This is a genomic window from Pseudorhizobium sp. NPDC055634, assembly GCF_053618655.1.
The window spans coordinates 232,600-256,615 of sequence record NZ_JBSHHW010000001.1 but is presented as its reverse complement, the minus strand read 5'-3'; the positions used below and the strand labels follow the sequence as shown (position 1 = coordinate 256,615).

General features: G+C 65.7%; 27 protein-coding genes. 13 read left to right on the top strand and 14 right to left on the bottom strand.

The window, feature by feature from the left end; all coding sequences use genetic code 11:
• Window positions 1-101 precede the first annotated feature (101 nt).
• The 4 genes from ACWGPT_RS01325 to ACWGPT_RS01310 all read left to right on the top strand — a co-directional run bounded on the left by ACWGPT_RS01325 (window position 102) and on the right by ACWGPT_RS01310 (window position 4,417).
• Window positions 102-1,481: a GH1 family beta-glucosidase gene (locus tag ACWGPT_RS01325; protein ID WP_452603762.1), complete on the top strand. Its 1,380-nt coding sequence runs from the start codon at window positions 102-104 to the stop codon at window positions 1,479-1,481.
• Between the two features lie 426 nt (window positions 1,482-1,907).
• Complete coding sequence (locus ACWGPT_RS01320; RefSeq protein WP_452604090.1) at window positions 1,908-2,948, top strand: methionine ABC transporter ATP-binding protein; 1,041 nt, start codon at window positions 1,908-1,910, stop codon at window positions 2,946-2,948.
• Complete coding sequence (locus ACWGPT_RS01315) at window positions 2,938-3,606, top strand: methionine ABC transporter permease (protein ID WP_452603761.1); 669 nt, start codon at window positions 2,938-2,940, stop codon at window positions 3,604-3,606. The genes ACWGPT_RS01320 and ACWGPT_RS01315 overlap by 11 nt, the downstream gene beginning before the upstream one ends.
• A 31-nt stretch (window positions 3,607-3,637) precedes the next feature.
• Window positions 3,638-4,417, top strand: coding sequence for a MetQ/NlpA family ABC transporter substrate-binding protein (locus ACWGPT_RS01310; RefSeq protein WP_452603760.1), 780 nt, complete (start codon window positions 3,638-3,640; stop codon window positions 4,415-4,417).
• A gap of 62 nt (window positions 4,418-4,479) precedes the next feature.
• Here the strand turns inward: ACWGPT_RS01310 and ACWGPT_RS01305 are convergent, their stop codons facing one another.
• Window positions 4,480-4,890: a RidA family protein gene (locus ACWGPT_RS01305; RefSeq protein ID WP_452603759.1), complete on the bottom strand. Its 411-nt coding sequence runs from the start codon at window positions 4,888-4,890 to the stop codon at window positions 4,480-4,482.
• A gap of 140 nt (window positions 4,891-5,030) precedes the next feature.
• Here ACWGPT_RS01305 and ACWGPT_RS01300 point away from each other — a divergent pair, with 140 nt between their 5' ends.
• Entirely contained in the window at window positions 5,031-5,606 is a 576-nt protein-coding gene (locus ACWGPT_RS01300) for a TetR/AcrR family transcriptional regulator (RefSeq protein ID WP_452604089.1), read from the top strand.
• Between the two features lie 32 nt (window positions 5,607-5,638).
• Here the strand turns inward: ACWGPT_RS01300 and trhO are convergent, their stop codons facing one another.
• The 3 genes from trhO to ACWGPT_RS01285 form a co-directional block, all read right to left on the bottom strand.
• Complete coding sequence (gene trhO, locus ACWGPT_RS01295) at window positions 5,639-6,580, bottom strand: oxygen-dependent tRNA uridine(34) hydroxylase TrhO (protein ID WP_452603758.1); 942 nt, start codon at window positions 6,578-6,580, stop codon at window positions 5,639-5,641.
• Window positions 6,581-6,652: 72 nt separating this feature from the next.
• Window positions 6,653-7,567 carry a CHAD domain-containing protein gene (locus ACWGPT_RS01290; RefSeq protein WP_452603757.1) on the bottom strand — a complete coding sequence of 305 codons (915 nt, stop codon included), beginning with the start codon at window positions 7,565-7,567 and terminating at the stop codon, window positions 6,653-6,655.
• On the bottom strand, window positions 7,545-8,039 hold the full coding sequence (locus tag ACWGPT_RS01285; RefSeq protein ID WP_452603756.1) for a CYTH domain-containing protein: 495 nt from the start codon (window positions 8,037-8,039) through the stop codon (window positions 7,545-7,547). The genes ACWGPT_RS01290 and ACWGPT_RS01285 overlap by 23 nt, the downstream gene beginning before the upstream one ends.
• A gap of 152 nt (window positions 8,040-8,191) precedes the next feature.
• On the opposite strand from ACWGPT_RS01285, the gene ACWGPT_RS01280 reads away from it, so the two are divergent.
• The 4 genes from ACWGPT_RS01280 (at window position 8,192) to ACWGPT_RS01265 (ending at window position 10,643) form a co-directional block, all read left to right on the top strand.
• Complete coding sequence (locus ACWGPT_RS01280; RefSeq protein ID WP_452603755.1) at window positions 8,192-8,830, top strand: 2-dehydro-3-deoxy-phosphogluconate aldolase; 639 nt, start codon at window positions 8,192-8,194, stop codon at window positions 8,828-8,830.
• A 74-nt stretch (window positions 8,831-8,904) separates the two neighbouring features.
• Window positions 8,905-9,618, top strand: coding sequence for a tellurite resistance TerB family protein (locus tag ACWGPT_RS01275; protein ID WP_452603754.1), 714 nt, complete (start codon window positions 8,905-8,907; stop codon window positions 9,616-9,618).
• 123 nt (window positions 9,619-9,741) lie between these two features.
• Window positions 9,742-10,434 carry a GNAT family N-acetyltransferase gene (locus tag ACWGPT_RS01270; RefSeq protein WP_452603753.1) on the top strand — a complete coding sequence of 231 codons (693 nt, stop codon included), beginning with the start codon at window positions 9,742-9,744 and terminating at the stop codon, window positions 10,432-10,434.
• Window positions 10,431-10,643, top strand: coding sequence for a hypothetical protein (locus ACWGPT_RS01265; protein WP_452603752.1), 213 nt, complete (start codon window positions 10,431-10,433; stop codon window positions 10,641-10,643). Before ACWGPT_RS01270 ends, ACWGPT_RS01265 begins: the two co-directional genes overlap by 4 nt.
• A gap of 5 nt (window positions 10,644-10,648) precedes the next feature.
• Here the strand turns inward: ACWGPT_RS01265 and ACWGPT_RS01260 are convergent, their stop codons facing one another.
• From ACWGPT_RS01260 to ACWGPT_RS01250, 3 genes are all read right to left on the bottom strand, one after another.
• Window positions 10,649-11,695 (bottom strand): nickel/cobalt transporter, encoded by a 1,047-nt coding sequence (locus ACWGPT_RS01260; RefSeq protein WP_452604088.1) that lies wholly within the window; start codon window positions 11,693-11,695, stop codon window positions 10,649-10,651.
• Window positions 11,689-12,330 carry a DUF1007 family protein gene (locus ACWGPT_RS01255; protein WP_452603751.1) on the bottom strand — a complete coding sequence of 214 codons (642 nt, stop codon included), beginning with the start codon at window positions 12,328-12,330 and terminating at the stop codon, window positions 11,689-11,691. The genes ACWGPT_RS01260 and ACWGPT_RS01255 overlap by 7 nt, the downstream gene beginning before the upstream one ends.
• Window positions 12,331-12,404: 74 nt before the next feature.
• A complete protein-coding gene (locus ACWGPT_RS01250; RefSeq protein ID WP_452603750.1) occupies window positions 12,405-13,301 on the bottom strand; it encodes a LysR family transcriptional regulator in 897 nt (298 codons plus the stop codon).
• A gap of 544 nt (window positions 13,302-13,845) precedes the next feature.
• Between ACWGPT_RS01250 and odc2 the strand changes: the two genes are divergently transcribed.
• Window positions 13,846-14,979: an ornithine/lysine decarboxylase gene (gene odc2 / locus ACWGPT_RS01245; protein ID WP_452603749.1), complete on the top strand. Its 1,134-nt coding sequence runs from the start codon at window positions 13,846-13,848 to the stop codon at window positions 14,977-14,979.
• A 95-nt stretch (window positions 14,980-15,074) separates the two neighbouring features.
• Window positions 15,075-15,644 carry a GNAT family N-acetyltransferase gene (locus tag ACWGPT_RS01240; protein WP_452603748.1) on the top strand — a complete coding sequence of 190 codons (570 nt, stop codon included), beginning with the start codon at window positions 15,075-15,077 and terminating at the stop codon, window positions 15,642-15,644.
• 81 nt (window positions 15,645-15,725) lie between these two features.
• Here the strand turns inward: ACWGPT_RS01240 and ACWGPT_RS01235 are convergent, their stop codons facing one another.
• The 4 genes from ACWGPT_RS01235 to ACWGPT_RS01220 all read right to left on the bottom strand — a co-directional run bounded on the left by ACWGPT_RS01235 (window position 15,726) and on the right by ACWGPT_RS01220 (window position 18,634).
• Window positions 15,726-16,289 carry a hypothetical protein gene (locus ACWGPT_RS01235; RefSeq protein ID WP_452603747.1) on the bottom strand — a complete coding sequence of 188 codons (564 nt, stop codon included), beginning with the start codon at window positions 16,287-16,289 and terminating at the stop codon, window positions 15,726-15,728.
• A 15-nt stretch (window positions 16,290-16,304) separates the two neighbouring features.
• The gene (locus tag ACWGPT_RS01230; protein ID WP_452603746.1) at window positions 16,305-17,480 is read right to left on the bottom strand and encodes a zinc-dependent alcohol dehydrogenase; all 1,176 of its coding nucleotides are present in this window, start codon (window positions 17,478-17,480) and stop codon (window positions 16,305-16,307) included.
• A gap of 179 nt (window positions 17,481-17,659) precedes the next feature.
• On the bottom strand, window positions 17,660-17,872 hold the full coding sequence (locus tag ACWGPT_RS01225) for a tautomerase family protein (RefSeq protein ID WP_452604087.1): 213 nt from the start codon (window positions 17,870-17,872) through the stop codon (window positions 17,660-17,662).
• Window positions 17,873-17,893: 21 nt separating this feature from the next.
• Window positions 17,894-18,634: an SDR family oxidoreductase gene (locus tag ACWGPT_RS01220; RefSeq protein ID WP_452603745.1), complete on the bottom strand. Its 741-nt coding sequence runs from the start codon at window positions 18,632-18,634 to the stop codon at window positions 17,894-17,896.
• 101 nt (window positions 18,635-18,735) lie between these two features.
• Here ACWGPT_RS01220 and ACWGPT_RS01215 point away from each other — a divergent pair, with 101 nt between their 5' ends.
• Together ACWGPT_RS01215 and ACWGPT_RS01210 are read left to right on the top strand one after the other, a co-directional pair.
• Entirely contained in the window at window positions 18,736-19,629 is an 894-nt protein-coding gene (locus ACWGPT_RS01215) for a LysR family transcriptional regulator (RefSeq protein ID WP_452604086.1), read from the top strand.
• 89 nt (window positions 19,630-19,718) lie between these two features.
• Window positions 19,719-20,744 carry a serine hydrolase domain-containing protein gene (locus ACWGPT_RS01210; protein WP_452603744.1) on the top strand — a complete coding sequence of 342 codons (1,026 nt, stop codon included), beginning with the start codon at window positions 19,719-19,721 and terminating at the stop codon, window positions 20,742-20,744.
• Between the two features lie 425 nt (window positions 20,745-21,169).
• On the opposite strand, the gene ACWGPT_RS01205 is transcribed toward ACWGPT_RS01210, so the two are convergent.
• The 3 genes from ACWGPT_RS01205 to ACWGPT_RS01195 are packed head-to-tail and all read right to left on the bottom strand — an operon-like array spanning window position 21,170 to window position 23,950.
• Window positions 21,170-21,850: a spermidine synthase gene (locus tag ACWGPT_RS01205; protein WP_452603743.1), complete on the bottom strand. Its 681-nt coding sequence runs from the start codon at window positions 21,848-21,850 to the stop codon at window positions 21,170-21,172.
• Window positions 21,851-21,854: 4 nt separating this feature from the next.
• Window positions 21,855-22,841 (bottom strand): WD40 repeat domain-containing protein, encoded by a 987-nt coding sequence (locus ACWGPT_RS01200; RefSeq protein ID WP_452603742.1) that lies wholly within the window; start codon window positions 22,839-22,841, stop codon window positions 21,855-21,857.
• Window positions 22,841-23,950 carry a CobW family GTP-binding protein gene (locus ACWGPT_RS01195; protein WP_452603741.1) on the bottom strand — a complete coding sequence of 370 codons (1,110 nt, stop codon included), beginning with the start codon at window positions 23,948-23,950 and terminating at the stop codon, window positions 22,841-22,843. Before ACWGPT_RS01195 ends, ACWGPT_RS01200 begins: the two co-directional genes overlap by 1 nt.
• Window positions 23,951-24,016 lie beyond the last annotated feature (66 nt).

Here is a 24,016-nt window from a genome sequence, read left to right as displayed (position 1 = left end):
AATAGGACGGGGAGACTGCAACGTTACAGTTTTGCCTGTACAACCGTCCCCGCGTCCCATAAATCGCCGCCATAGTCACCAACCACGCTGGCGCAGCTCCCATGACCGACCCCAAGATCCTGGCTTCCCGTTTTCCCGGCGACTTCACCTTCGGCGTCGCCACCGCCTCCTTCCAGATCGAGGGGGCGACGAAGGAGGATGGGCGCAAGCCATCAATATGGGATGCCTTCTCCAACATGCCCGGCCGGGTCCACAACCGCGACAACGGCGATGTTGCCTGCGACCACTATCACCGGCTGGACGCCGATCTCGACCTCATCAAGGAAATGGGCGTTTCGGCCTACCGCTTTTCCATCGCCTGGCCGCGGATCGTCCCGGAGGGCGTCGGGCGGGTGAACGAGAAAGGGCTCGACTTCTACGACCGTCTCGTCGACGGCTGCAGGGAGCGCGGCATCCGGACCTTCGCCACCCTCTACCACTGGGACCTGCCGCTGGCGCTGATGGGAGACGGCGGCTGGACCGCGCGCTCGACGGCCTACGCGTTCCAGCGCTATGGCCGGGTGGTGATGGCAAGGCTCGGCGACCGGCTGGATGCGGTTGCGACCTTCAACGAGCCGTGGTGCTCGGTATGGCTGAGCCACCTCTACGGCGAGCATGCGCCGGGCGAGCGCAACATGGAAGCCGCGCTGCATGCCATGCACTATACCAATCTCGCCCACGGGCTCGGCGTCGAGGCGATCCGCGAGGTCAACCCTTCCGTCCCGGTGGGCCTCGTTCTCAACGCCCATTCCGTGATCGCGGGTTCCGGCAGTGCGGCGGACGAGGCGGCCGCCGAGCGTGCCTTCGACTTCCACAACGGCGCCTTCTTCGGGCCGGTGTTCAAGGGAGAATATCCGCCGGCGCTTCTCGATGCGCTCGGAGACCGGATGCCGAAGGTCGAGGACGGCGATCTCGAAACGATCGGTCGCAAGCTCGACTGGTGGGGGCTCAACTATTACACGCCGATGCGTGTCGCCGATGACGCCACGCGGCAGGGCGACTTCCCCTGGACCGTCGATGCCCCGCCCGCGAGCGAGGACCGGACCGATATCGGCTGGGAAATCTACCCGCCGGGGCTCAAGCTGCTGGTCGAGGACCTCTACCGTCGCTACGACCTGCCGGAAATGTACATCACCGAGAACGGCGCCGCCTACAACATGGGCGTCGGCGCGGACGGGGAGGTCGATGACCAGCCCCGGCTCGACTATTACGCCGAGCACCTCTCCGTCTGCGCCGACCTGATCGCCGACGGCGTGCCGCTGCGGGGCTATTTCGCCTGGAGCCTGATGGACAATTTCGAGTGGGCGAAGGGCTACCAGATGCGCTTCGGCCTCGTTCACGTGGACTACGAGACGCAGGTCCGCACCGTCAAGAAGAGCGGCAAGTGGTACCGCGCGCTGGCGTCCGAGTTTCCCAAGGGAAATTACAAGGCGGGTTCCTGAACCGTCCGACGGGGCTGACGAGAGCGCCGGTTTTCGGGGTGCCTGCGTGCCTGCGGCCTGTCGCCGGGGCGCTCCCCGCCGTCTGCCCGTCTGCCCGTGAGCATGGTTTTTCCCCAACCCTGCGAATATTGGAAAACGCGTGTCTCGGCAGGCATGAGGTTGTGGTGCCATAAGCGGATCGTCGGATCGGCAAACCGATCCCCGCAATGGATTTGATAAGGTGAAAGCAAAGATGCTAGAGGGACGCCCGACCGTCCGAATGTGTAAGCGGGGCTGAGGCCTTCGTCATACGCTCGTCTTTTCCGCTGTTGCGGCATTCACCAAAGAGAAGTCCATGAACCGTCCCCACAGTCCGCGTGACGCCTCCTCCGGAGGTATCCGATGAGTGATGTCTCCGTCCTGAACGAGGCTGCCCGACCGGAGGCCATGGTGGCCTTCGAGGCCGTCACCAAGCGCTTCGGGGGCACCGGCTCGCAGCCTGCCTTCACGGCGCTCGACGGCGTCGACCTCACCGTGCCGCGCGGCGGCATCACCGGCATCATCGGCCGTTCCGGCGCCGGCAAGTCGACGCTGATCCGTCTCGTCAACGGGCTCGAGAAGGCAACGTCGGGCCGCGTGGTCGTGGATGGCGTGGAGGTCGGCGGCCTGGGCGAAGGCGGGCTTCGCGACCTGCGCCGCCAGGTCGGCATGATCTTCCAGCACTTCAACCTGCTGTCCTCACGCACCGCGTTCGACAATGTCGCGCTGCCGCTGGAAATCGCCGGCGTCGACCGCCAGGCGATCCGCGAGCGGGTCACGCCGCTCCTCGACCTGGTCGGCCTCGGCGACAAGGCGGGCCGCTATCCGGCGGAGCTCTCGGGCGGCCAGAAGCAGCGCATCGGCATTGCCCGGGCGCTCGCCACCGAGCCGAAGCTCCTCCTCTCCGACGAGGCGACGTCGGCGCTCGACCCGGAGACGACGCAGTCGATCCTGGCGCTCCTGAAGACCATCAACCGGGATCTCGGCCTTACCGTTCTCCTCATCACCCACGAAATGGAAGTGGTGAAGACGATCGCCTCGCAGGTCGCGGTGATCGACAGGGGGCAGATCGTCGAGCACGGCCGTACCTTCGAGGTCTTCACGACGCCGAAGCACGAGACCACGCGGGCGCTGCTTTCGGCGGCCGTCGGCGCCAAGCTGCCGGAATGGATCGGTCCGGACCTGAAGCAGGAACCGGGGCCGGGAGACCGTGCGCTGGTGCGGCTGATATTCTTCGGCGAAACCGCCTTCCAGCCGCTGACGGCGCGCCTCGTCGCCGAGATCGGTCCCGACGTGAACATTCTTGCCGGCGCGATCGACGAGATTGCCGGCGAACCTTACGGCTCGCTGGTGGTTTCCTATCCGGCCGATCCTGCGACCCTGGAACGGGCCGCGCGCTTCTACGCTGAAACCGGCCTGGCCACGGAGGTGCTCGGTTATGGCGCCTGACATTCTCATCGCACTCCTGTGGAAATCGCTGCTGCAGACGGCACAGATGGTGATCGTTTCCGGCCTTGTCGGCACTCTCATCGGCCTGCCGATCGGCGTCTTCCTGGCGACCAGCAACCGTGGCGAACTCTTCCCCGCACCGCTCGTCAACCGGATCGTCGGAGCGATCGTGAACGCCACGCGCTCGACGCCGTTCATCATCCTCGTGGTCGCGATCATTCCCTTCACCCGGATGATCGCCGGCACCTCGATCGGCACGACCGCCGCAATCGTGCCGCTGACGATCGCCACCATCCCGTTCATCGCGCGGCTGATCGAGGCATCGATCCGCGAGGTGGACAAGGGGCTGATCGAAGCCGCGCGCGCGATGGGCGCCACACCGGTGCAGATCGTCACCAAGGTGCTTCTGCCCGAGGCGCTGCCGAGCATCGTGCTCGCCCTGACGCTGACGCTGGTCAGCCTCGTCGGCTACTCCGCCATGGTCGGTGCCGTCGGCGGCGGCGGCCTCGGCGATCTCGGCATCCGCTACGGCTACCAGCGCTTCATGCCCGAGGTGATGCTGGCCGTCGTCGTCGTGCTGATCGTGCTGGTGCAGGCGATCCAGAGCGCCGGCGATGCGCTCGCCCGCCGCTTCGACAAGCGTACCCGCAAGAACTGACAGTCCTCTTCCCAAGCAAAGGAGTTACCAGATGAAGAAACTCGCTCTCCTCGCCGCATTCGCGGCCGCTCTTTCCGCCGGCACGGCTCTCGCCGAAGACATCAAGGTCGGCGTCTCCGTCGGCGAACACGCCGAGATCATGGAAAAGGTCAAGGAAGTCGCCGCCGGCAAGGGGCTCAACATCGATATCGTCGAGTTCTCCGACTATGTCGTGCCGAACCAGGCGCTGAATGACGGCGACCTGAACGCCAACTCCTTCCAGCACCAGCCCTATCTCGACAACCAGATCGCCGACCGCGGCTTCAAGATCGAAAGCGTCGCCAAGACCATCACCACCCCGATGGGCGTCTATTCCAAGAAGGTGAAGAGCCTCGACGAACTGGCGGACGGCGCAACCGTCGGCATCCCGAACGATCCGACCAATGGCGGCCGCGCGCTTCTCGTGCTCCAGGCCAACGGCCTGATCAAGCTGAAGCCGGAAATCGGCCTCAAGGCGACCCCGGCCGACGTCGTGGAAAACCCGAAGAACATCCAGTTCGCCGAGCTCGATGCCGCCCAGCTGCCGCGTTCGCTGGACGACACGGACGCGTCGGTCATCAACACCAACTACGCTCTGGATGCCGGCCTCAACCCCAACACGGATTCCATCGCCATCGAAGGCAAGGAAAGCCCGTATGCGAACGTCATCGCCGTCCGCACGGAAGACAAGGACGCGCCGTGGGTCAAGACGCTGATCGAGGCCTATCACGACGACAGCGTGAAGGCCTACATCAACGATGAATACAAGGGCGCGGTCATCCCGTCCTGGTAAGCAGGCCTTGCCTGACTAAACGAGCCCGCCGGCCTCGCCGGCGGGCTTTTTCATTATGCGCCTTATGCGCCTTGGCGCGCGGCGGACGGGATGCGAGCGATCGCCTTGATCTCGAAGTCGAACCCGGCGAGCCAGTTGACGCCGACCGCGGTCCAGTTCGGGTAGGGGGCCTCGCCGATGTTCCGGCTCCGGACGGCCATCACCGTCTCGACCTGCTTTTCCGGGTCGGTATGGAAGGTCGTCACGTCGACCACGTCGTCGAGCGTGCAGCCGGCGGCAGCGAGCACGGCGCGGAGGTTGTCGAAGGCAAGCTGCACCTGCTTTTCGAAGTCGGGTTCCGGCGAGCCGTCGGGCCTGCTGCCGACCTGGCCGGACACGAAGAGCAGGTCTCCCGACCTGATAGCGGCAGAGTATTTATTCGCTTCATATAGCGCCTGGCGCTCGGCGGGAAAAATGGCTTCACGGTCTGACATCGGTCATCCTTGTCAAAGGGAGAAGAATTCGTATACGTTGCGTATGTGAGCGTAATGCATACAACGCGTATGTCAATGGCATGCAAGTCGTATGTGAATGAGGAGATCGTCGGTTGGCGAGAAAAACACGCCTGGAAATGATGGAGGAAACGAGGGCCAAGCTCATAGGAGCGGCCCGCAAGGCCTTTGCGGAAAAGGGCTATGCGGAAGCCTCGATGGACGACCTGACGGCGGCGGTCGGCCTCACGCGCGGCGCGCTCTACCATAATTTCGGGGACAAGCGCGGCCTGCTGGCCGCCGTCGTTCACGCGATCGACATGGAGATGGCGACGCGGGCCAAGGATGCGGCGTCTGCGGCGCCGACGGAGTGGGAGGGGCTTCTGGCGGAAGGGACCGCCTATATACGGATGGCGCTGGAGCCGGAGGTGCAGCGCATCGTGCTCCTGGACGGGCCGGCGTTCCTCGGCGATCCCTCGCAGTGGCCGAGCCAGAACCTCTGCCTTCAGTCGACCGTGGAGAAGGTGCGTAGCCTGATCGAGGCGGGGACGATGCGCCCGGTCGATGCGGAGGCCGCGGCGCGGCTGATGAGCGGTGCTGCCCTCAACGCGGCACTCTGGGTCGCGGCGAGCAGGGATCCGGAAGAGGTGCTTTCGCGCGCGACGGAGGCATTCCGCTGCATGATGGAAGGATTTCTGGACGAGCGCAAAGCGGCCTAGCGGGTGCGGTCTATCAGGTGCCGGGGGGCTGCTTATCCGCCGATATGCTTCTGCCCGCGCTTCTTCGCCAGCGCGATCTGGTGTTGCCGCTGGCGGTAGCGCTCGCGGTCGGCTTCCGTCCGCGTCTCGTAGCAGTGCGAGCAGGAAACGCCTTCCTCGTAGAAGGGGGAGGTGACTTCCTCGGCGGTGATCGGGTTGCGGCAGGCATGGCAGAGCCGGTGGTTGCCTTCCTTCAGGCCGTGCTCCACCGAGACCCGCTCGTCGAAGACGAAGCAGGCGCCTTCCCAGAGGCTTTCCTCGACCGGCACTTCCTCCAGGTATTTCAGGATGCCGCCCTTGAGGTGATAGACTTCCTCGAAGCCCTGTTCCTTCATGAAGGCGGTCGCCTTCTCGCAGCGGATGCCGCCGGTGCAGTACATGGCGATCTTCGGCTTGTTGTGCAGGCCGGGATTGTTCTTCACCCATGCCGGAAACTCGCGGAAGGTCTTGGTCTTCGGGTCGACCGCGCCCTTGAAGACGCCGATCGCCGTCTCGTAGTCGTTGCGGGTATCGATCAGGATCGTGTCCGGATCGGAGATCAGCGCGTTCCAGTCCTTCGGATCGACATAGGTGCCGACGATCTTGTTGGGGTCGATATCCTCGACGCCCATGGTGACGATCTCCCGCTTCAGGCGCACCTTCATGCGCAGGAAGGGCATCTTCGACGCGCGGCTTTCCTTGTGCTCGAGCGCCGCGAATTCCGGCTGGGCGCGCAGGTATGCGAGAAGCCGCGCGATCGCCTCGTCCGTTCCGGCGACGGTGCCGTTGATGCCTTCGCGGGCAATCAGCAGCGTGCCCTTGATGCCGTTCTCGTCGCAGAACGCCTGCAACGGGTCGCGGAACGCCTCGTAGCGCGGAAAGTTCGCGAAGTGGTAGAGCGCGGCCACGCAGGTGGTGCCGGCTGCCGGACGGTCGATGGTCGTGTTGTCGGTCATGGCGCGGGAAATACTACCAGACGGGAGCGGACGCAACGCGCTTTCTGTCCCCGGCAATGCCGCCCCGTCCCGCTACCGGCGCGACGCTGCCTCCTGCCAGAGAAGCGCGATGCGGGAAGCTTCCGCATCGGCGTCGTCGGCAAAGACGCGCCTGGCCTGGTCGATCGCCCGCTGGCGCAGTTCCTGCCGGCGGGCGATGATCGCGCCGATCAGCCTCGCCAGGGTATCGCTGTCGCCGAAGAGGTCCGGGTTCTCGTTCACCACCTGGGTCAGCACCGAAAGGTCGTGCTCGTGTCCGAGGATGTCCACCAGCGCCTTGGCTTCCGCCCGCTTGGCGCGCATGGCCGAGGGCCATAGGTCGGAGAGAAGCGAGAGGTGCATCCAGTAGATCTGGCCGACCTTCCGCAGGTCGTGGAAGGCTTCCGTATCGCCGCCCTCCTCGCAGGCGAGCAGGTCCGCCGCCGCCCGCGACATCTGCCGGCGCCATGCCTTGGCGAGACGCCGGGCGGTCTTGCCGCGGCCGTCCTCGAGCTTGAGGTCGTCCAGCGCTGCGATTGCGTCGCGGCAGGTGCCGATCGCCGCGGCGATCTTCTCGGGCAGGTCCACTTCCTCCTCGGCAATCCGGTCGCGCCGCTCGATCAGCGCCCTCGAGGCAAAGGAAAGCGCCGATATCTCGTCCGGCGAAGTTGCCTCCGAAGCGAGGTAGTCGACCGTTTCGACCAGTGCCGTGGCGTCGCGCACGACCGACAGGGTCTTTGCCATGTCGCGGATGCGCGCGTTCTCGCGGTGCCGGAACTCCCGGGCATCGGCCTGGACCAGCCGGTAGAGGGCACGGACCCGCTTGAACTTCTTGCGGGCGTCATGGATCGCCTCGTGCGGGCCGTCCGGCTGGTCTTCCAGGAAATGGATCGCCTGTTCCAGCTGCCGCCGGGCGACGGAGCGGAACTCCTCGGTGAACGGGCGGTCAGGCCGGATGCGAAAGGCCATGGCAAAGCTCTCCGCTCAGGTCCTCGGTCGCCATCACCAGGTTGGAGAAGCGCCGGTCGCCGGTCACCTCCTTGCCGATCCAGGACGGAAGCGACGGCTGCTGCTCCTCGTGCTCCAGCTCGACTTCAGCCACCACGAGGCCCTGATAGACCCCGGCATAGACGTCCACCTCCCAGGTGAACCCCTCGTGCTCCACCTCGTGGCGCGTCTTCTCCAGCACGATGCCGAGCGCGCTGCCGATCAGGTCGTGCGCGTCCTCGACGGGGATGTCGTATTCGAACTCGTCGCGGCTGATGATCTGCCGGCCGATCTTGATGGTCAGCGTCGCGCGACGGTCGTCGATCAGCCGCACGCGCAGCGACCTGTCCTCCTGGGCGGTGACATAGGCCTGCACGAACGCGCGGACCGACCGCGCCTCAGCGCGCCAGCCATCGTTATTCACGATAAACTTCCGCTCGATTTCCTTGGCCATGCGCATCCCCGTTGCCGGTCGTGGTGGAACCTATGGCAAAACGTCCATTTGGCAAAGGTTCACGCCGCGCGACGGTTTATTTTTCCTCGACAAGCGGGGGGAGGGGGGATAATTCCGAGACCTCAGTTCAATCGTTTGAAACGGAAGCGCCGATGACTGCCAAGACCGAAAACCTCCTCGCGATCCTCAAGGCCCAGCCGGTGGTTCCGGTGCTGATCGTCGATGATGCGAAATCGGCCGTGCCGCTCGCCCGCGCACTTGTCGCGGGCGGGCTCAAGGCGATCGAGATCACCATGCGCACGCCGGTCGCACTCGATGCGATCCGCGCCGTCGCAGCCGAGGTGGAGGGCGCCAATGTCGGCGCCGGCACGATCCTGAATTCCCGGGACTGGGACGCGGCGGTCGCCGCCGGCTCCACCTTCATCGTCAGCCCGGGCGTGACCCGTGGCATCCTCGATGCCGCAAGGGGGTCCGACGTGCCGATCCTGCCGGGTGCTGCGACCGCAAGCGAGGTCATGACGCTGCGCGAGGAAGGCCTGGAGGTGATGAAGTTCTTCCCGGCCGAACAGGCGGGCGGCGCGGCCTACCTCAAGGCGCTGTCGTCTCCGCTCGCGGGCACGCTGTTCTGCCCGACCGGCGGTATCTCGCTCAAGAACGCGCGCGACTACCTGTCGCTTCCGAACGTCGTCTGCGTCGGCGGTTCGTGGGTTGCGCCGAAGGAACTCGTCGCTTCCGGCGACTGGGACGGCATCACGCGCCTTGCCTCGGAAGCCGCTGCGCTCAAGGCGTAACATCTTTCGCCGCGGCTTTTGCAATTCCACCCCCGCCACCCTATCTCCCTGTCGTCACAAACAGGGAGATCTCGATGTTCGACGCCAAAAAGCTTCTTGACCAGTTCCTTGGCTCGCAGATGGGCGGGCAATTGGGCGGAAAGTCGGGAGACCTCCTCGGCAAGGCCGGGCAGTTCGGCGACATCGCCAGGAACAATCCCTGGAAGACGGCCGGCATTGCCGCGGCGCTTCTCGGCACCAAGACGGGCCGCAAGCTTGCCGGCAACGTGGCGACCGTCGGCGGGCTTGCCGCCATCGCCGGCCTAGGCTACCTCGCCTACAAGAACTACCAGTCCGGCCAGGCGCCCCAGACCGTGGCCCACAAGGAGCCGGAAATCCTGCCGCCTCCGGCGGATTCGCCCTTCAACCCCCAGTCTCCCGCACTCACCAACGATTTCGCCCTGACCCTCATCCGGGCCATGATCGCCGCGGCCAAGGCCGACGGACATATCGATGCGGCCGAGCGGGCCAATATCATGGACAAGGTGCACGCCGTCGATCTCGGCTCCGAGGCGGAAGCCTTCATCGCCAGCGAGCTCGCCAATCCGCTGGACATTGACGACCTCGTCGCGGCGGCGCGGACAGAGGAGCAGAAGGTCGAGCTCTACACGGCGACGCGCCTGACGATCGACCCGGACACGCGTGCCGAACGCGGCTATCTCGATCTCCTCGCCGGCCGCCTCGGCCTGCCGGACGCGCTGCTCGATCATATCGACGCGACGGTGTCGGCGGCCAAGGTCCAGGCCTGAGCCCTTCGATCCCGTCACCGGACCCTCTCCCGTCCGGACGGGGGAAGGGGCGGCCTGAGCGTGCATGCCGATTGCCTTTCGCCTGCCTCTGGCCTAAGCCTCGTCGCGGACAAGGGGCATACGATGCACGATCTCAGGAACTACAAGGTTGAGCCACCCGGCCCGGTCACGCTGCGGGGCCGTTTCGTGACGCTGGAGCCTTACGAGGCCGAGCGCCACCTGCAGGCCCTGTGGGAAGGGCTCGGCGGCCAGGAGATCAACGCGCTCACCCGCTATTTCCCCAATGACGACTTCACGGGGGTCGAAGACTTCGGCAAGTGGCTGGAGGCGGCGCGCACGGACGGCAAGTATGTGACGCTCGTGTTCCGCGACAACGAAGGCGGCCGGATCGTGGGCATGGCGAGCTACATGCGGCCCGACCCGAAGAACGGCGTGGTCGAGGTCGGCGCGGTCGCCCATGCGCCGGACATCCAGCGGTCGCCGCTGACCACCGAGGCGCACTACCTGATGGCCCGCCACGTCTTCGAGGACCTCGGCTACCGTCGCTACGAGTGGAAGTGCCACAACGACAATGCGCCCAGCAGGCGTTCCGCGGTGCGGTACGGCTTCACGTTCGAAGGCGTCTTCCGCCAGCATGTAATTTCCAAGGGTGCCAACCGCGATACGGCGTGGTTCTCGATGATCGATGGGGAGTGGCCGGTGTTGAAACAGGCTTTCGAGGTGTGGCTGATGCCGCAGAATTTCGACGAGACCGGCGGCCAGCGCCGGCGGCTCGAGGATATCCGGGACGAAATCCGGTCGGGAGCGGCACAATGAGCGGCGAGCGCGGACGCAGCCCCGCCCTGGCTGCGGCAATCATTTTCCTCGGCTTCCTGGTGCTGTTCTTCGTCATGCCGCCGATCATGATCTGGCTGGCGGAAACCTTCTCGCCATACCTGGCCGCGGCGTTCGGGGTTCTCGCCGTGGCATCCTTCTTTGCGATCTTCTGGCTGCGGGGCCGCTACCAGCGCGGTCGCAAGCCCTGACGTCTTCAGGCCTGCAGCGCCGCTCCCAGCAGCGACAGGCCGATCAGCAGGATGAACAGCGCGCCGGCGATCTCCAGCCCGGAGGTGATCCGGCCCGCCATGCGCGAGCCGGGGCCGGCGAGCCGGACCGCAAGGTCCTTCGCCCCGACCGCCAAGACGGCGAGGATCGAGACGGTGATGGCGGTGCCGAGCGACATGGCGAGCACCGAAAGCAGGCCGCCAAGATAGAGGCCGTTCAGCAGCGAAAAACTCATGACCAGGATGGCGCCTGAACAGGGGCGCAAGCCGACGGCGACCATGGCCGACCATGCTTCCCTCGCGCCGAACCGGTTGCCGCCGAGTAGGCTCGGATCGGGCGCATGGGCGATGCCGCAGGTCTCGCAGTATCTGCCGTCACCCGTCTGGTCGTGATCGGCGACCTCGACTGCCTGGAACGCCGAACCGGACCGCCTTTTGAGGCCGAGCCGCATTGGGGAGGGTGGGGCGGAGGGCATTGCGGCCGGCACGGGCGAGGGCGCGGCGCGCGCAGGCATCAGCTTGCGGGCAAGCAGCCATGCACCGAAGGCGGCGATCAGCGCAAAGCTCGCGATCTCCATGGCGCGGGTCGCGGCGGTCATGGTGATGCCGCTACCGCGCAGGAGGAAGAATGTGGCGCCCACCAGCAGCACGGCGACTAGCCCCTGCAGGAGCGAGGAGATGAAGGAAATGGCGACGCCGCGGCGCAGCTGCACCTCGTTGGCGATCATGTAGGAGGAAATCACCGCCTTGCCGTGTCCCGGCCCTGCCGCATGGAAGACGCCGTAGGCGAAGGAGAGGCCGACCAGCCCGGTCAGGGCCCGAGGGTCCTCGCGCATCGCCTTGAGGGCGCCGGTCAGCGCCCGGTAGAAGCCCTGCTGGTAGTCGTTGATCCAGCCGAGGAAGCCGCCGAGCGGCCCGCCGATCCGGAATGCCGGCTCGGCCGAGCCGACGCCGAGCGGCGACTGTGCGTAGGCCGCCCCGGCGAGCGCCAGCCCCACGAGCACGAATCCCAGGAGCCGCAGGCGCATCAGCAGTTCAGCTCCAGGCGCGTGGCGAAGAGCTTGGACATGTCGTTGCCGGACGGGTCGTCGAAGAATGCTTCCGTCAGCGTTTCGCTGTTTTCGGCGATGATCTCGTCGGGGTTCGGGCGGACGACCTGCCGCTGGCATGCGTCCGCCGCCTTGCCCTGCGCCACGAGGTCGCCGTCGGTCGGGAAGTCGATCGCGGTGTACATGGAGGGATCGTAGACGCCGAAGGCGAGCTTGCCCTTCAGCGGCAGCGGCGCCTGCGGGCGTACCGCGAAGAAGATGAGGATCTGGTTTTCCTCGTAGGACACGTGGATCGCGTCCGGCTTGACGATGGCGGCACTTTGGCCGTCGACGGAAATCGTCGTGAAGTAGTCGAAATCGGCGAGCGAGGTGCGCATCACCTCGCCGAGTTCGGCAAGTTCGGCCTCGTCGAGCTTCAGGTTGGTGTTCTGGTCGAAGTCGAGGAGGACGCTGGAGGAGAACACCTCGTCGAAGCGCCAGACGTGCCGCAGTTCCTGGACAGTGCCGTCATCGCCGGCGACGACCTCGAGGCGCGCTTCGGCGAAGATATGCGGGTGCGCGGCTGCCATTCCCGGCAGCGACAGCACGATGGCGGTCAGCAATGGCAGGGGGTATTTCATGCGGCGGTCCCGCGTCTCCGGTTCGAACATTGGCGCTATCTGGGCGGCAAATGGGTCGGAATTTCGACCTCGTGTCAATGCTGGTTCCTGCGGAACCAGAGGACGAGGTAGTCGACAAAGCTGCGCACCTTGGCGGGCAGGTAGCGGCGATGGGGATAGACCGCATAGATGCCGCGATCCCTGGCGATATAGTCGTCGAGAAGGGTGACGAGATCGCCCGCCTGGATCGACGGATTGGCGATGAAATCGGGAATGATCGCGACGCCGAGTCCCGCCTTCGCGGCGCGCAATGTCGCCTGCGGGCTGTTGACCTCCACCGGGCCGCTGACCGGAACCGAGATCGTGTTGCCGTCGGTGCCGGAGAAGCGGACGTTGTTGTGCCAGCGGGAATTGGTGTCGATCAGGAAGGGGATGCGCGAAAGGTCCTGGGGCGTCTCGATCGGGCCGTGGCGGGCGACGAAATCAGCCGACGCACAGGCGTAGACGCGGAAGTCGGCGATCTTTCGGGCGATCAGGCCGGAATCCTCGAGCTTGGTAATGCGGATCGCCAGGTCGAAGCTCTCCTCGATCAGGTCGACGAATCGATCCTCCGCAACGATCTCCAGCGACACTTCCGGATGTTCCCTGGCGAAGTCTATGAGCGACTGGCCCACCTCGGCATCCACGAAGGTGCGCGGCACGGAAACCCGGAGCCGGCCTTTCAGGTCGGCGTTGTTCTCGCGCACCAGGTCGGCGAGGTTGTCGATTTCCTTGAGGATGTCGGCGGCGGTCCGGTAGTAGGTGTGGCCCGCCTCGGTCATGGAAAACTGCCGCGTCGTGCGGTTGAGAAGAAGGGCGCCGAGATCGTCTTCGAGCTCCTTCACGTACTTGGAAAGCAAGGCCTTCGAGCGCCCGGTCCGCCGGGAGGCGGCCGAGAAGCCTTCTGCTTCCACGACTTCGATGAAGGCGCGCATGCGCGTCAAGGTATCCAATGCGATCGTCCCTTTACTGCCCCACGCCTAGTTGGGAACTCAGGTTCCCGCCGGCAATGCGAAAAATAGTTAAAAGCGGGAAAAAAATCTCTTGATTGTGAAGGCGAATATTCTTATTTCCCGTGCTGCCCAAAGTCGCACGTGCCTGTGGGTGTCCGCCGACCCTCGAACTGGGATTTATCCCTAAGGTGAGGTCATCGGTAAGGTACCTGGAACTAACCCCTCCAGTCGCTATTCCGGCCAACCGGGAAATGCGAGGACATCTTGAAGCAACGACGGTGCGGGCCTTTCTGGTTCTCTTCCGGCTTTCCATCAGCCGGGGTCACTGAAGAGGCACACCATCATTGCCGGACGTGCGGTGGGTTATCCCCTCCAATCCATGGCAGACAAAGCCGGATCTTTGCCCGTGGCAGGGCGCTGATCCATTGTTTGCGCGTATGAGCGTGTAGCGGCGTCGGGGTCTCCACCGGCTGGCGCCATGGCATACTCTCATCCGCCCTTTGTCCTCCGGTTCGCCGGAGCCTGGAATTTGAGGGACTGCAAGATGACGACCGCTCGTATTCTCGATTTCATCAAGACCCGACGTCCCGACGGCCCCTGCCTGGTCGTCGACCTCGATGTCGTGCGCGACAATTTCCACGCTTTCCGCCATGCCCTGCCGGACAGCGCCATCTACTATGCCGTCAAGGCGAACCCGGCTCCCGAAATCCTGAAGCTGCTCGCGTCGCTCGGCTCGAGCTTCGACTGCGCGTCCGTCGCCGAAATCCAGATGGCGCTCGATGCCGGCGCCACCGCCGACCGCATCTCCTTCGGCAACACCATCAAGAAGGAGCGCGACATCGCCCGCGCCTTCGCTCTCGGTGTCGAGCTCTACGCCGTCGACAGCCACGAGGAAGTCGAGAAGATTTCGCGCGCCGCTCCCGGCTCCAGGGTATTCTGCCGCGTGCTCACGGATGGCGAGGGCGCCGAATGGCCGCTGTCGCGCAAGTTCGGCTGCGTTCCGCAGATGGCCGTCGACGTGCTCGTCTACGCCCACCAGCTGGGCCTGGAATCCTACGGCGTGTCGTTCCACGTCGGCTCGCAGATGATGAAGGTCGATGCCTGGGATTCGGCGCTCGCCGATGCCAAGCGCGTCTTCGCGCAGCTGGCCAAGCAGGGCATCCACCTGCAGATGGTCAACATGGGCGGCGGTTTCCCGACCAAGTACCTGCGCGACATTCCGTCGGCGGAAGCCTACGGCCAGGCGATCTTCGCGGCACTCCGGTCGCACTTCGGCAACAACCTGCCGAAGACGATCATCGAGCCCGGTCGCGGCATGGTCGGCAATGCCGGGGTGATCAAGGCGGAAGTCGTCCTCGTGTCGAAGAAGTCCGACAACGACAACCACCGCTGGGTCTACCTCGACATCGGCAAGTTCGGCGGTCTCGCCGAAACCATGGACGAGGCGATCCGCTACCCGATCCGCACCGAGCGCGACGGCGACGAGATGGAAGCCTGCGTGCTCGCCGGCCCGACCTGCGATTCGGCCGACGTGCTCTACGAGAAGAACATGTACCCGCTGCCCGTGTCGCTCACGATCGGCGACGAGGTTCTGATCGAGGGTACCGGCGCCTACACGACGACCTATTCGGCGGTTGCCTTCAACGGCTTCGATCCGCTGAAGAGCTACGTCATCTAGCGCCTGACATCGCCGACCCCGTAGCCAGCCGGGGCGGCAAGCTCACAATTCCTTTTCATCGCCGCTGATAACGGTATTGGGTACGGGAGGCCGCCATGGCCGCTGTTCTTGACACTGTGCGCGCATTCCTTGCGCCGACCTCCACCTACTCGATCGATACCGAAACGCCGGCGGATGTCGTCGCGCGCGAAAACCTGCTCGACCGGGTCATGGGTGCGGAACGCCGCCTGAAGTCGTCGGAGAAGATCCGCCGCGGCCGCCTGCCGGCGGAGGGCCTTGCCCTCGTCGCCCGCGACGAGGACGGTCACGTCATCGGCACCGTGCGCCTCTGGAGCATCGAGGCGGGCATCAGCCAGCAGGGGGCGCCCGTCGAGGCGCTGCTGCTCGGGCCGCTCGCCGTCGACTGCGCCCACGAAGGCCGGGGTATCGGCGGGGCGCTGATGCGGGCGGCGATCGCCGAAGCCGCGCGCCGCGATCACGGCGCCGTTCTTCTGGTGGGCGATGCGGCCTATTACGAGCGGTTCGGCATGTCGGCCGGCAAGACCCGGCATCTCGTCATGCCCGGCCCCTTCGAACGGTCGCGTCTGCTGGCGCTGGAACTGAAGGACGGCTGGCTCGACGGAGCGGCCGGGATGATCGTCGCCAACGGGCGAAAGCTCGCCTGATCCGCAAGCCGCGGCGATGTCCGAAGACACTGAAAAGCCCGGCTGTCCCGAGAGGAAGGCGGGCTTTCGTTTTGTCGCGCGTCAGAACTGGTGTTGCGGGGCGGGCGGGCGCGGAAGCGCCGCGGTACTGGCCTCCCGTTCCGCCTGGCCGCGCGCCGTGGCCACGCCCTGCGGAAAACCGCTGCGGTCGCTGTAGTCGCGCACGTCGCCGTCGTCGCGGCGGTTCTGCTGGCGTGTCGCAAGCGCTGCCGCGACGTCGAGCAGCGTCACCCCCGCGACCATGGCAAGCGCGAGCACCGCGTTGCCCCGTCTGGGATTGTCGTGCCGGACGGCAGCTCCGATGACCGCAAGGTCGAGCGCATCGCCCGCCACCCGGCTGTACAGTCCCGCCTTCGTGTCGACGGAGAGCGTCAGCACGCCGCTCGCGATCTCGCGCGCCCCGAAGGCGCGGATCAGGCCCTCCGAATTTGGCATGCCGAGCGCGCGGCTGATGCTGCGGGCCGCGACGAGTTCGACGACCCCGAGACCGATGCTGAACCAGCCGAGCTGGCGGGCGAGGCGATCCGTGCCGGTCAGCGAGCCCGAGCTCCTCCTGACGAGGCCGGGATTTTCCGAACGTCGGACGGCGTCGAGGCTATTGCTCATGGCTGTTCTCCGTTCTCATGGTTTCAGCACGACCTTGATGCAGCCGTCCTGCTTGTTGCGGAAGACCTTGTACATCTCCGGACCCTCCTCGAGCGTCGCGGTATGGGTGATGACGAATGAGGGGTCGATCTGGCCCTCGTCGATCCGCCGTACGAGGTCGTCGGTCCAGCGGTTGACGTGGGTCTGGCCCATGCGGAAGGTCAGCCCCTTGTTCATGGCCGCGCCCATCGGGATCTTGTCGACCAGCCCGCCGTAGACGCCGGGGATAGAGATGATGCCGCCAGGGCGACAGACATAGATCATCTCGCGCAGCACATGCGGGCGATCGCTTTCCAGCATGACCATCTGCTTGGCGCGGTCGAGCAGGGTATCCGGCTGGCCCATGGAGACATGCGATTCCAGCCCGACGGCATCGATGCATTTCTCCGGTCCCTTGCCGTCGGTCAGGTCGTTCAGGCGCTCGATGACGCTTTCCCTCTCGAAGTTGATGGTGATCGCGCCGCCGGCCTCGGCCATGGAGAGCCGCTCGGGGATGAAGTCGATCGCGATGACCTGCCTTGCGCCGAGCAGCACGGCACTGCGGATCGCCATCTGGCCGACCGGCCCGCAGCCCCAGACCGCGACCGTGTCGGTCGGCTCGATGTCGCAGTGAACGGCGGCCTGCCAGCCGGTGGGCAGGATGTCTCCGAGGAAGAGCGCCTGCTCGTCGGTAAGGCTGTCGGGCACCTTGACATGCGTCTTGTCGGCGAAGGGGACCCGCAGATACTCGGCCTGCCCGCCGGGAAAGCCGCCCGTCAGGTGCGTGTAGCCGAAGAGGCCCGCCGTGGCGTGGCCGAAGGCCTTGTCGGCCATGTCCCTGTTGGGATTGGAGCGTTCGCAGACGGAGAAGTTGCCGCGCATGCACTGCTCGCATTCGCCGCAGAAGATGGTGAAGGGCACGACGATCCGGTCGCCCTTCTTCAGCGCGCCGTTGATGCCGGAGCCGGTTTCGACGACCTCGCCCATCATCTCGTGGCCCATGATGTCGCCTGGCTTCATCGCCGGGATGAAATTGTGGAAGAGGTGCAGGTCGGAACCGCAGATGGCGCAGCTGGTGACCTTGATGATCGCATCGCGGGGGTCCTCGATCTCCGGGTCGTCCACCGTGTCGCAGCGAATATCCTCTTTTCCGTGCCAAACCAGAGCTTTCACAGGCTTCTCCTTCGATTGCTGTCGCCGCCCGCGTGCCGCGTGCGGGGCATCACAACCGTCGAATGAGCCTGAAGTTTCAGATCTTTCAGAATGGCGGGACGGGCTGCCCGGCGTCGGGCCGGGCAATCCACTCGTTTCAAGCCGCGGTTACGTCGCGGGCCGGCTGGCGCCGGACCTGCTCAATCCCGGGCGCGGTAGGCCTCGGGGACGAGGTAGACCTCGTCGGCCCGGCCATAGCCCCCGTCCTTCACCTCCTCGATCAGCACCATCGTGTGCGGCCGGGCGGCTTCGGAGAAGTATTCGACCAGCATATCGGTGGTCCGATGCACGATCTCCTCTTTCTGCGCCCGGGTCAGGGCGCCTTCAGGGGTCTTGATGTTGACGAATGGCATCATTCTTCTCCCTTCATCCCGTCAGAGCATGCCGCCGTTGGCGCGAAGCACCTGGCCGTTCACCCATCCTGCTTGCGGGCTCGCCAGGAAGGAGACGACCGAGGCGATGTCGTCCGGCTGGCCAAGTCGTCCGAGCGGGATGCCCTGGACGATCGACTGCACCAGTTCTTCCGACTTGCCGTGCATGAACATGTCCGTCTCGACCGGGCCGGGGGCGACGGCATTGACGGTGATCTGCCGGCTGCCGAATTCCTTAGCTGCGACATGGGTCATGGCCTCGACGCCGCCCTTGCTGGCTGCGTAGGCGCCGTAGCGCGGACCGTAGGCGCCGACGACGCTGGACGAGAAATTGATGACGCGGCCTCCTTCGCGAAGCCGGCGGCCGGCCTCGCGGATGCCGTAGAACGTGCCGGCGAGGTTGACCGTGATGTGACGGTCGAAGGTGTCGTCGTCGGTTTCGGTCAGCGGGGTGAGCGTCATCACGCCGGCGTTGTTGACGAGGACGTCCACGCCGCCGAAGTTTTCGTCGGCCGCGTCGAAGAGGGCAGCCATGCCGCTCGACGTTCCGACATCGGCCTTGACCGCAACGGCCTTGCCGCCCGCCGCCTCGATCCCCGCGACGACCTCGTCGGCCGCTACGCTGCTGGAGGAATAGTTGACGATCACCGCCAGCCCATCGGCGGCCAGCCGTTGGGCGACCGCGGTGCCGATCCCCTTGGAGGCACCGGTGACGATGGCGACGCGTTGTTCTTTCTCTGTCATGGCCTGTCTCCTTTTTCTGTTCGTCCCGAAAATACGCCTTCGGCCTCGAAGAACAATAACGGCGAATTGACATAAAAATTCATCTGTGATGAACAATGGACATGGATCGCCTGACGCGTATGGAACTCTTCGTGAGGGTGGTGGAACGCCGCAGCTTCGCGGCCGCCGCCGCCGATCTCGGGCTTGCGCGGTCGACGGTGACGGCTGCGATCAAGGCGCTCGAGGCGGATATCGGCGCGCGGCTCCTCGACCGGACGACGCGCCATGTGGCGGCGACCCTCGACGGTCACGCCTTCTACCAGCGCTGCCTCTCGATCCTGGCGGAAATGGCGGAAACGGAGGCGATCTTCCGGGAGGCGAAGCCGCAGGGTATCCTGCGGGTGGATGCCCATCCCATGCTGACGCAGATCTTCCTGCTGCCGCACCTGCGGGAATTCCTCGACCGCTACCCGGCGCTCGAACTGCAGATCGGCCAGACGGATCGCTATGTCGACCTGGTGCGCGAAGGCGTCGACTGCGTCATCCGCGCCGGCGAGATCTCCGACAGTTCGCTGATCATGCGCAAGCTCGGGTCGATCACCGAACTGACCTGCGCCAGCCCCGGCTATATCGCGGCGCACGGGATGCCGCAGACGCCGGACGCGCTGGATGGGCACGAGGCGGTCGGCTTCATTTCGTCTCGCACGGGCCAGGTCATGCCGCTCGAGTTCACCGTCGACGGGCAGATACGCAACGTCACGCTGCCGGCGCGGGTCAGGGTCAACAATTCCGAGACGCTGATTGACCTCGCGCGGCGGGGCTTCGGCCTGATCCAGGCGCCGCGACACCGCCTGCAGCCGTTCATCGAGGGCGGCGATCTGGTGCAGGTGCTGGCGGATTATCCTCCGGTGCCGACTCCGCTTTCGGCGCTCTATCCGCAGAACCGGCAGCTATCGCCGCGCGTCAGGGTCTTCCTCGACTGGATCGGCGGGATCTTCGACCGGGCGGACCTGTAGAAGGCCAATCCGCTCGCAATCCCATCACCTTGGCGTGAGACATCGCGGCCGTCATGGTTCCGCCCCGGCCGCCGTCCTAGATTGCCGGCATGATCAAGCGTCGCACCCTGCTTTCCGCCTTTCCCCTCGCTCTCGCCGCACCGCATGTGCTGGCCCAGGCGGTTCCGCAACCGCCGGCGGGCCGGTCCCCCGTGGAGGTCGCGCTGGACGGGGCAGGGGGACTTTCGCCGCTCAAGGTGGTGCTGGTGTCGCGCGACGGCGAAATGCTGGCGGAGCGTGCCTTCAACGGCCGTTCTGTCAACGAGTCCACCAATATCAAGTCGGCGTCGAAATCGATCATATCCGCGATGATCGGCATGGCCATCGACAGGGGCCTGCTGGAGGGACCCGACCAGAAGATCGCGACCATTCTCGCCAGCGACCTGCCGCGCGATCCGGACCCGCGCCTCCACGAGGTCACGATCGGCAACCTTCTTTCCATGCAGGCCGGGCTGGCGCGGATGTCGGGGCCGAATTACGGCCGCTGGGTCTCCAGCCGCAACTGGGTGCGCTTTGCGCTGTCGGAGCCCTTCGAGGGCGAGCCGGGCGGCGCGATGCTCTATTCGACGGCCTCGACGCATCTCCTCTCCGCCATCCTCACCCGGGTCGGGGACAAGTCGACGCTGGCGCTGGCGCACGAGTGGTTCGCGCCGGTCGAGGGGTTCCGCATCGGCGCATGGGAGCGGGATCCGCAGGGCATCTATCTCGGCGGCAACCAGATGGCGATGACGGCGCGGTCGCTGCATGCCTTCGGGGAGGTCTACCGCAACGGCGGAAAGGCCGCCGATGGCACGCACGTCCTCTCGCAGGGCTGGATCGGGCAGTCGTGGACGCCCCGCACGAATTCGCGCTTTTCCGGCGACGGCTACGGCTACGGCTGGTTCCTGCGGACGATCGGCGGCGAGGAGGTCAGGTTCGGCTGGGGCTATGGCGGCCAGATGCTCTACGTCGTCCCCTCGCTCGGGCTTACCGTGGTGATGACCTCGGACGAGAATTCACCCTCTGCCAGAACAGGGTATCGTGACGATCTGCATGCGCTGCTGGGGGCGATCATCGGTGCCGTCCGCACGGCCTGACGTTAGCCCTGATGGTAGCCCTGCTGGTAGCAATGAAATTGCGCGGTGAAGAAACTTCGCAGGCATTTCAACGATCCGGCCCTCCCGTGCTTCCCCTTTCATCCCCGCGGGCCGATGCCCATCTATCCTGAAGCGGTCATCGGGAAGGGCCGGGTCGCGAACCGGTTGCCTCCCCCGGGAAGCACCCGGCGCCCGATGATGGTTGCAGACGGTGGCGGGCCGGCGTCAGGCCGGTCCCCACCCGAAGCTCCGGAAAAGGGGCGCCCCACCTTCATCCGGATTTTCGGGAAAAACCGGAAGCGACCGGGCAGGCGGCAAACCTGACCAACCAATACCCTCGATACCGGCTGCCTGCCCACCTCTCGTCCCGTCGCGGAATTTTCCAGCGCGGCCGTTTGCGCTGGCCTCGTGTTGGCTGATGGCCGCTAGCGGTCCTGCTTCACGCCCAGCCAGATCATGTGCTTTGCGCCGCGTCCCCTGGTGCTGGCACGCGTCGGCACTTCCTCGACCGTAAAGCCTGAAGATTGCATCCGGCGCGTAAAGCGGGAATCGGGGGCGGAAGACCAGACGGAGAGGACGCCTCTGGGCCGCAGCGCGTTCTTCGCCGCACCCAGCCCGCCGGCGTCGTAGATGCGGTCGTTCTCTTCGCGGGTAAGCGCTTCCGGACCGTTGTCGACATCCAGCAGGATGGCGTCATAGACGCTCCTGTCACGGCGGATCAGTTCGCCGACATCCGCCTCCATGATCGTGACCCGGGGATCGTCTAGGCAGCCCTTGAAGACGTCCGCCATCTCGCCCTTCGCCCAGCGGATCACCGCCGGGACGAGTTCGGCGACGACGACGCTCGCCTCCTGCGGCAGTTCGGCGAGCGCTGCGCGGAGCGTGAAGCCCATGCCGAGCCCGCCGATCAGGATCACCGGCCGCTTACGGTCGCGGATCTTGTCGATGGAAAGGCGCGCGAGCGCCTCCTCGGAGCCGGAAAGGCGGCTGTTCATCAGCTCGTTGGCGCCGAGCATGATGGAGAATTCGGAGCCGCGCCGCTTGAGGCGGAGCTCCTCGCCGCCGCCGGGTACCGTCGCGGTATCGATGAGGGTCCAGGGGATCACGGGCTCAGGCCGAAATGTCGATGACGCCGCAGTCGCCGGCTTCCGAGCCGAAGGCGAGGAGCTTGCCCGTGGCGCTCCAGCCCATGCCGGTGATGGCGCCCTTGCCGGGGCGGCGCAGAAGCGCCTCCTTGCCGTCGGCGATGCGGACGCCGAGGATCATGCCGTCGATGAAGCCGATGGCGAGGACTTCCTCGGCCGGATGGAAGGCGACCTGGGTGACCATGATGTCGGCGCGGGTGCCGAGCTCGAGCGGCGCCTTGCCCATCGGGCCGTCCTTGGCCGAGAAGGGCCAGACGATCGCGGCCGGCGCCCCGGAGGAGGCAAGCCACTTGCCCTTCACTGACCAGGAGAGCGACTTCACCTTGGCCGGGTAGCCGGTCATGCGCATGTGGCGGGCTTCGCCGGGCTTGCCGTCGAGCTTCCAGCCGTGCAGGGCATTTTCCTGCATGGTGGTGACGAGGAAGCGGCCGTCCGGGGAGAAGGTCACGCCCGTATGGGCGCCCTTCCACTCGAGATCGGCGGGCGCACCGTTGGTGCCGACCCAGTGCAGGGTGACGCCGTTATAGCGGGCGGCGGCGATCCGCAGGCCCTTCGGCGCAAAGGCGAGGCCTTCGACCGTCCTCTCTTCGGAAAATTCCCTGGTGGAACCGTCGGAGAGCCGGACGAAGCCGTTGCGTCCGTGCGCATAGCCGACGGCGCCCTGCGGGCCTCCGGCCACGGCGGCGATCCACTTGCGCGGCGCTTCGGCGATTTGCGTCACCGTGCCGTCCTGAGCGATGCGCAGGACCTTGCCGTCCTCGCCGCCGGTCAATAGCGTCGGGCTATGGGGGTCGCGGATGCAGGTCAGCAGCCCCTCGTGCGCCTCCGTCACCTTCTCCCCGCCGTCGAGACGGTGGATGGTGCCGGCGGCGGTTGCGAAGAGCGGGACTTCACCCAGGAAATGAGCGGCGACGACGTGACCTTCGAGATCAAGGGGAGCGACTGTCGGCATCAGGCAGGCGTCGCCTCGCAGGCCTTGAAGCTCTTCTCGATCTTCTCGACGTCGAGATCGCGGCCGATGAAGACGAGGCGGGATTCACGCTTCTCGCCGTCCTTCCACGGACGCTGGTGGTCGCCCTCGACGATCATGTGGACGCCCTGCACCACGTAGCGCTCTGCATCGCCCTTGAAGGCGATGATGCCCTTGAGGCGCAGGATGTTGGGGCCGTCCGTCTGGGTGATCTTCTGGATCCACGGGAAGAACCGGTCGGGGTTCATCTCTCCGCCGCGCAGCGAAATCGACTTCACCGTCACGTCGTGGATGGGCGAGGGCGCGTGGTGGTGGTGCCCGTGATCGTGGTTGTGGTCGTGGTCGTGATGATGGTGATCGTGGTCATGATGGTGATGATGATGGCCGTGATCGTGGTCGCAATCCGGTCCGCAGACATGGTCCTCGTGGCCGTGGTCCAGGAACTGCGGGTCGTTTTCCAGCGCCCGCTCCAGGTTGAACGCGCCCTGGTCCAGCACCTTCGCGAGATCGACGCCGGAGCGGCTCGTCTTGTAGATGCGCGCGCCGGGATTGATCGCCCGCACGACGTCCTCCACCTGCGCCAGTTCTTCCGGCGTCACGAGGTCGGTCTTGTTGATGACGACGACATCGGCGAAGGCGATCTGGTCCTCGGCCTCGCGGCTGTCCTTCAGCCGTAGCGGCAGGTGCTTGGCATCGACCAGCGCGACGACCGCGTCGAGCTCGGTCTTTGCCCTGACGTCATCGTCCATGAAGAAGGTCTGCGCCACCGGAACGGGGTCGGCGAGGCCGGTCGTCTCGACGATGATCCCGTCGAAGCGGCCGGGGCGTCGCATCAGGCCCTCGACGACGCGGATCAGGTCGCCGCGAACCGTGCAGCAGACGCAGCCGTTGTTCATCTCGTAGATCTCCTCGTCGGATTCCACGATCAGGTCGTTGTCGATGCCGATCTCGCCGAACTCGTTGACGATGACCGCATATTTCTTGCCGTGGCTCTCCGACAGGATGCGGTTGAGGAGCGTCGTCTTGCCGGCGCCGAGATAGCCGGTAAGGACGGTGACGGGAACGGGCTTGATGGTGGTCGTATCGGTCATGGAGAACCTCGAAGGATGTTCCGGCGCCGCATCGGCGGGAAAGGGTGTCGGCCTGATATAAGGGCA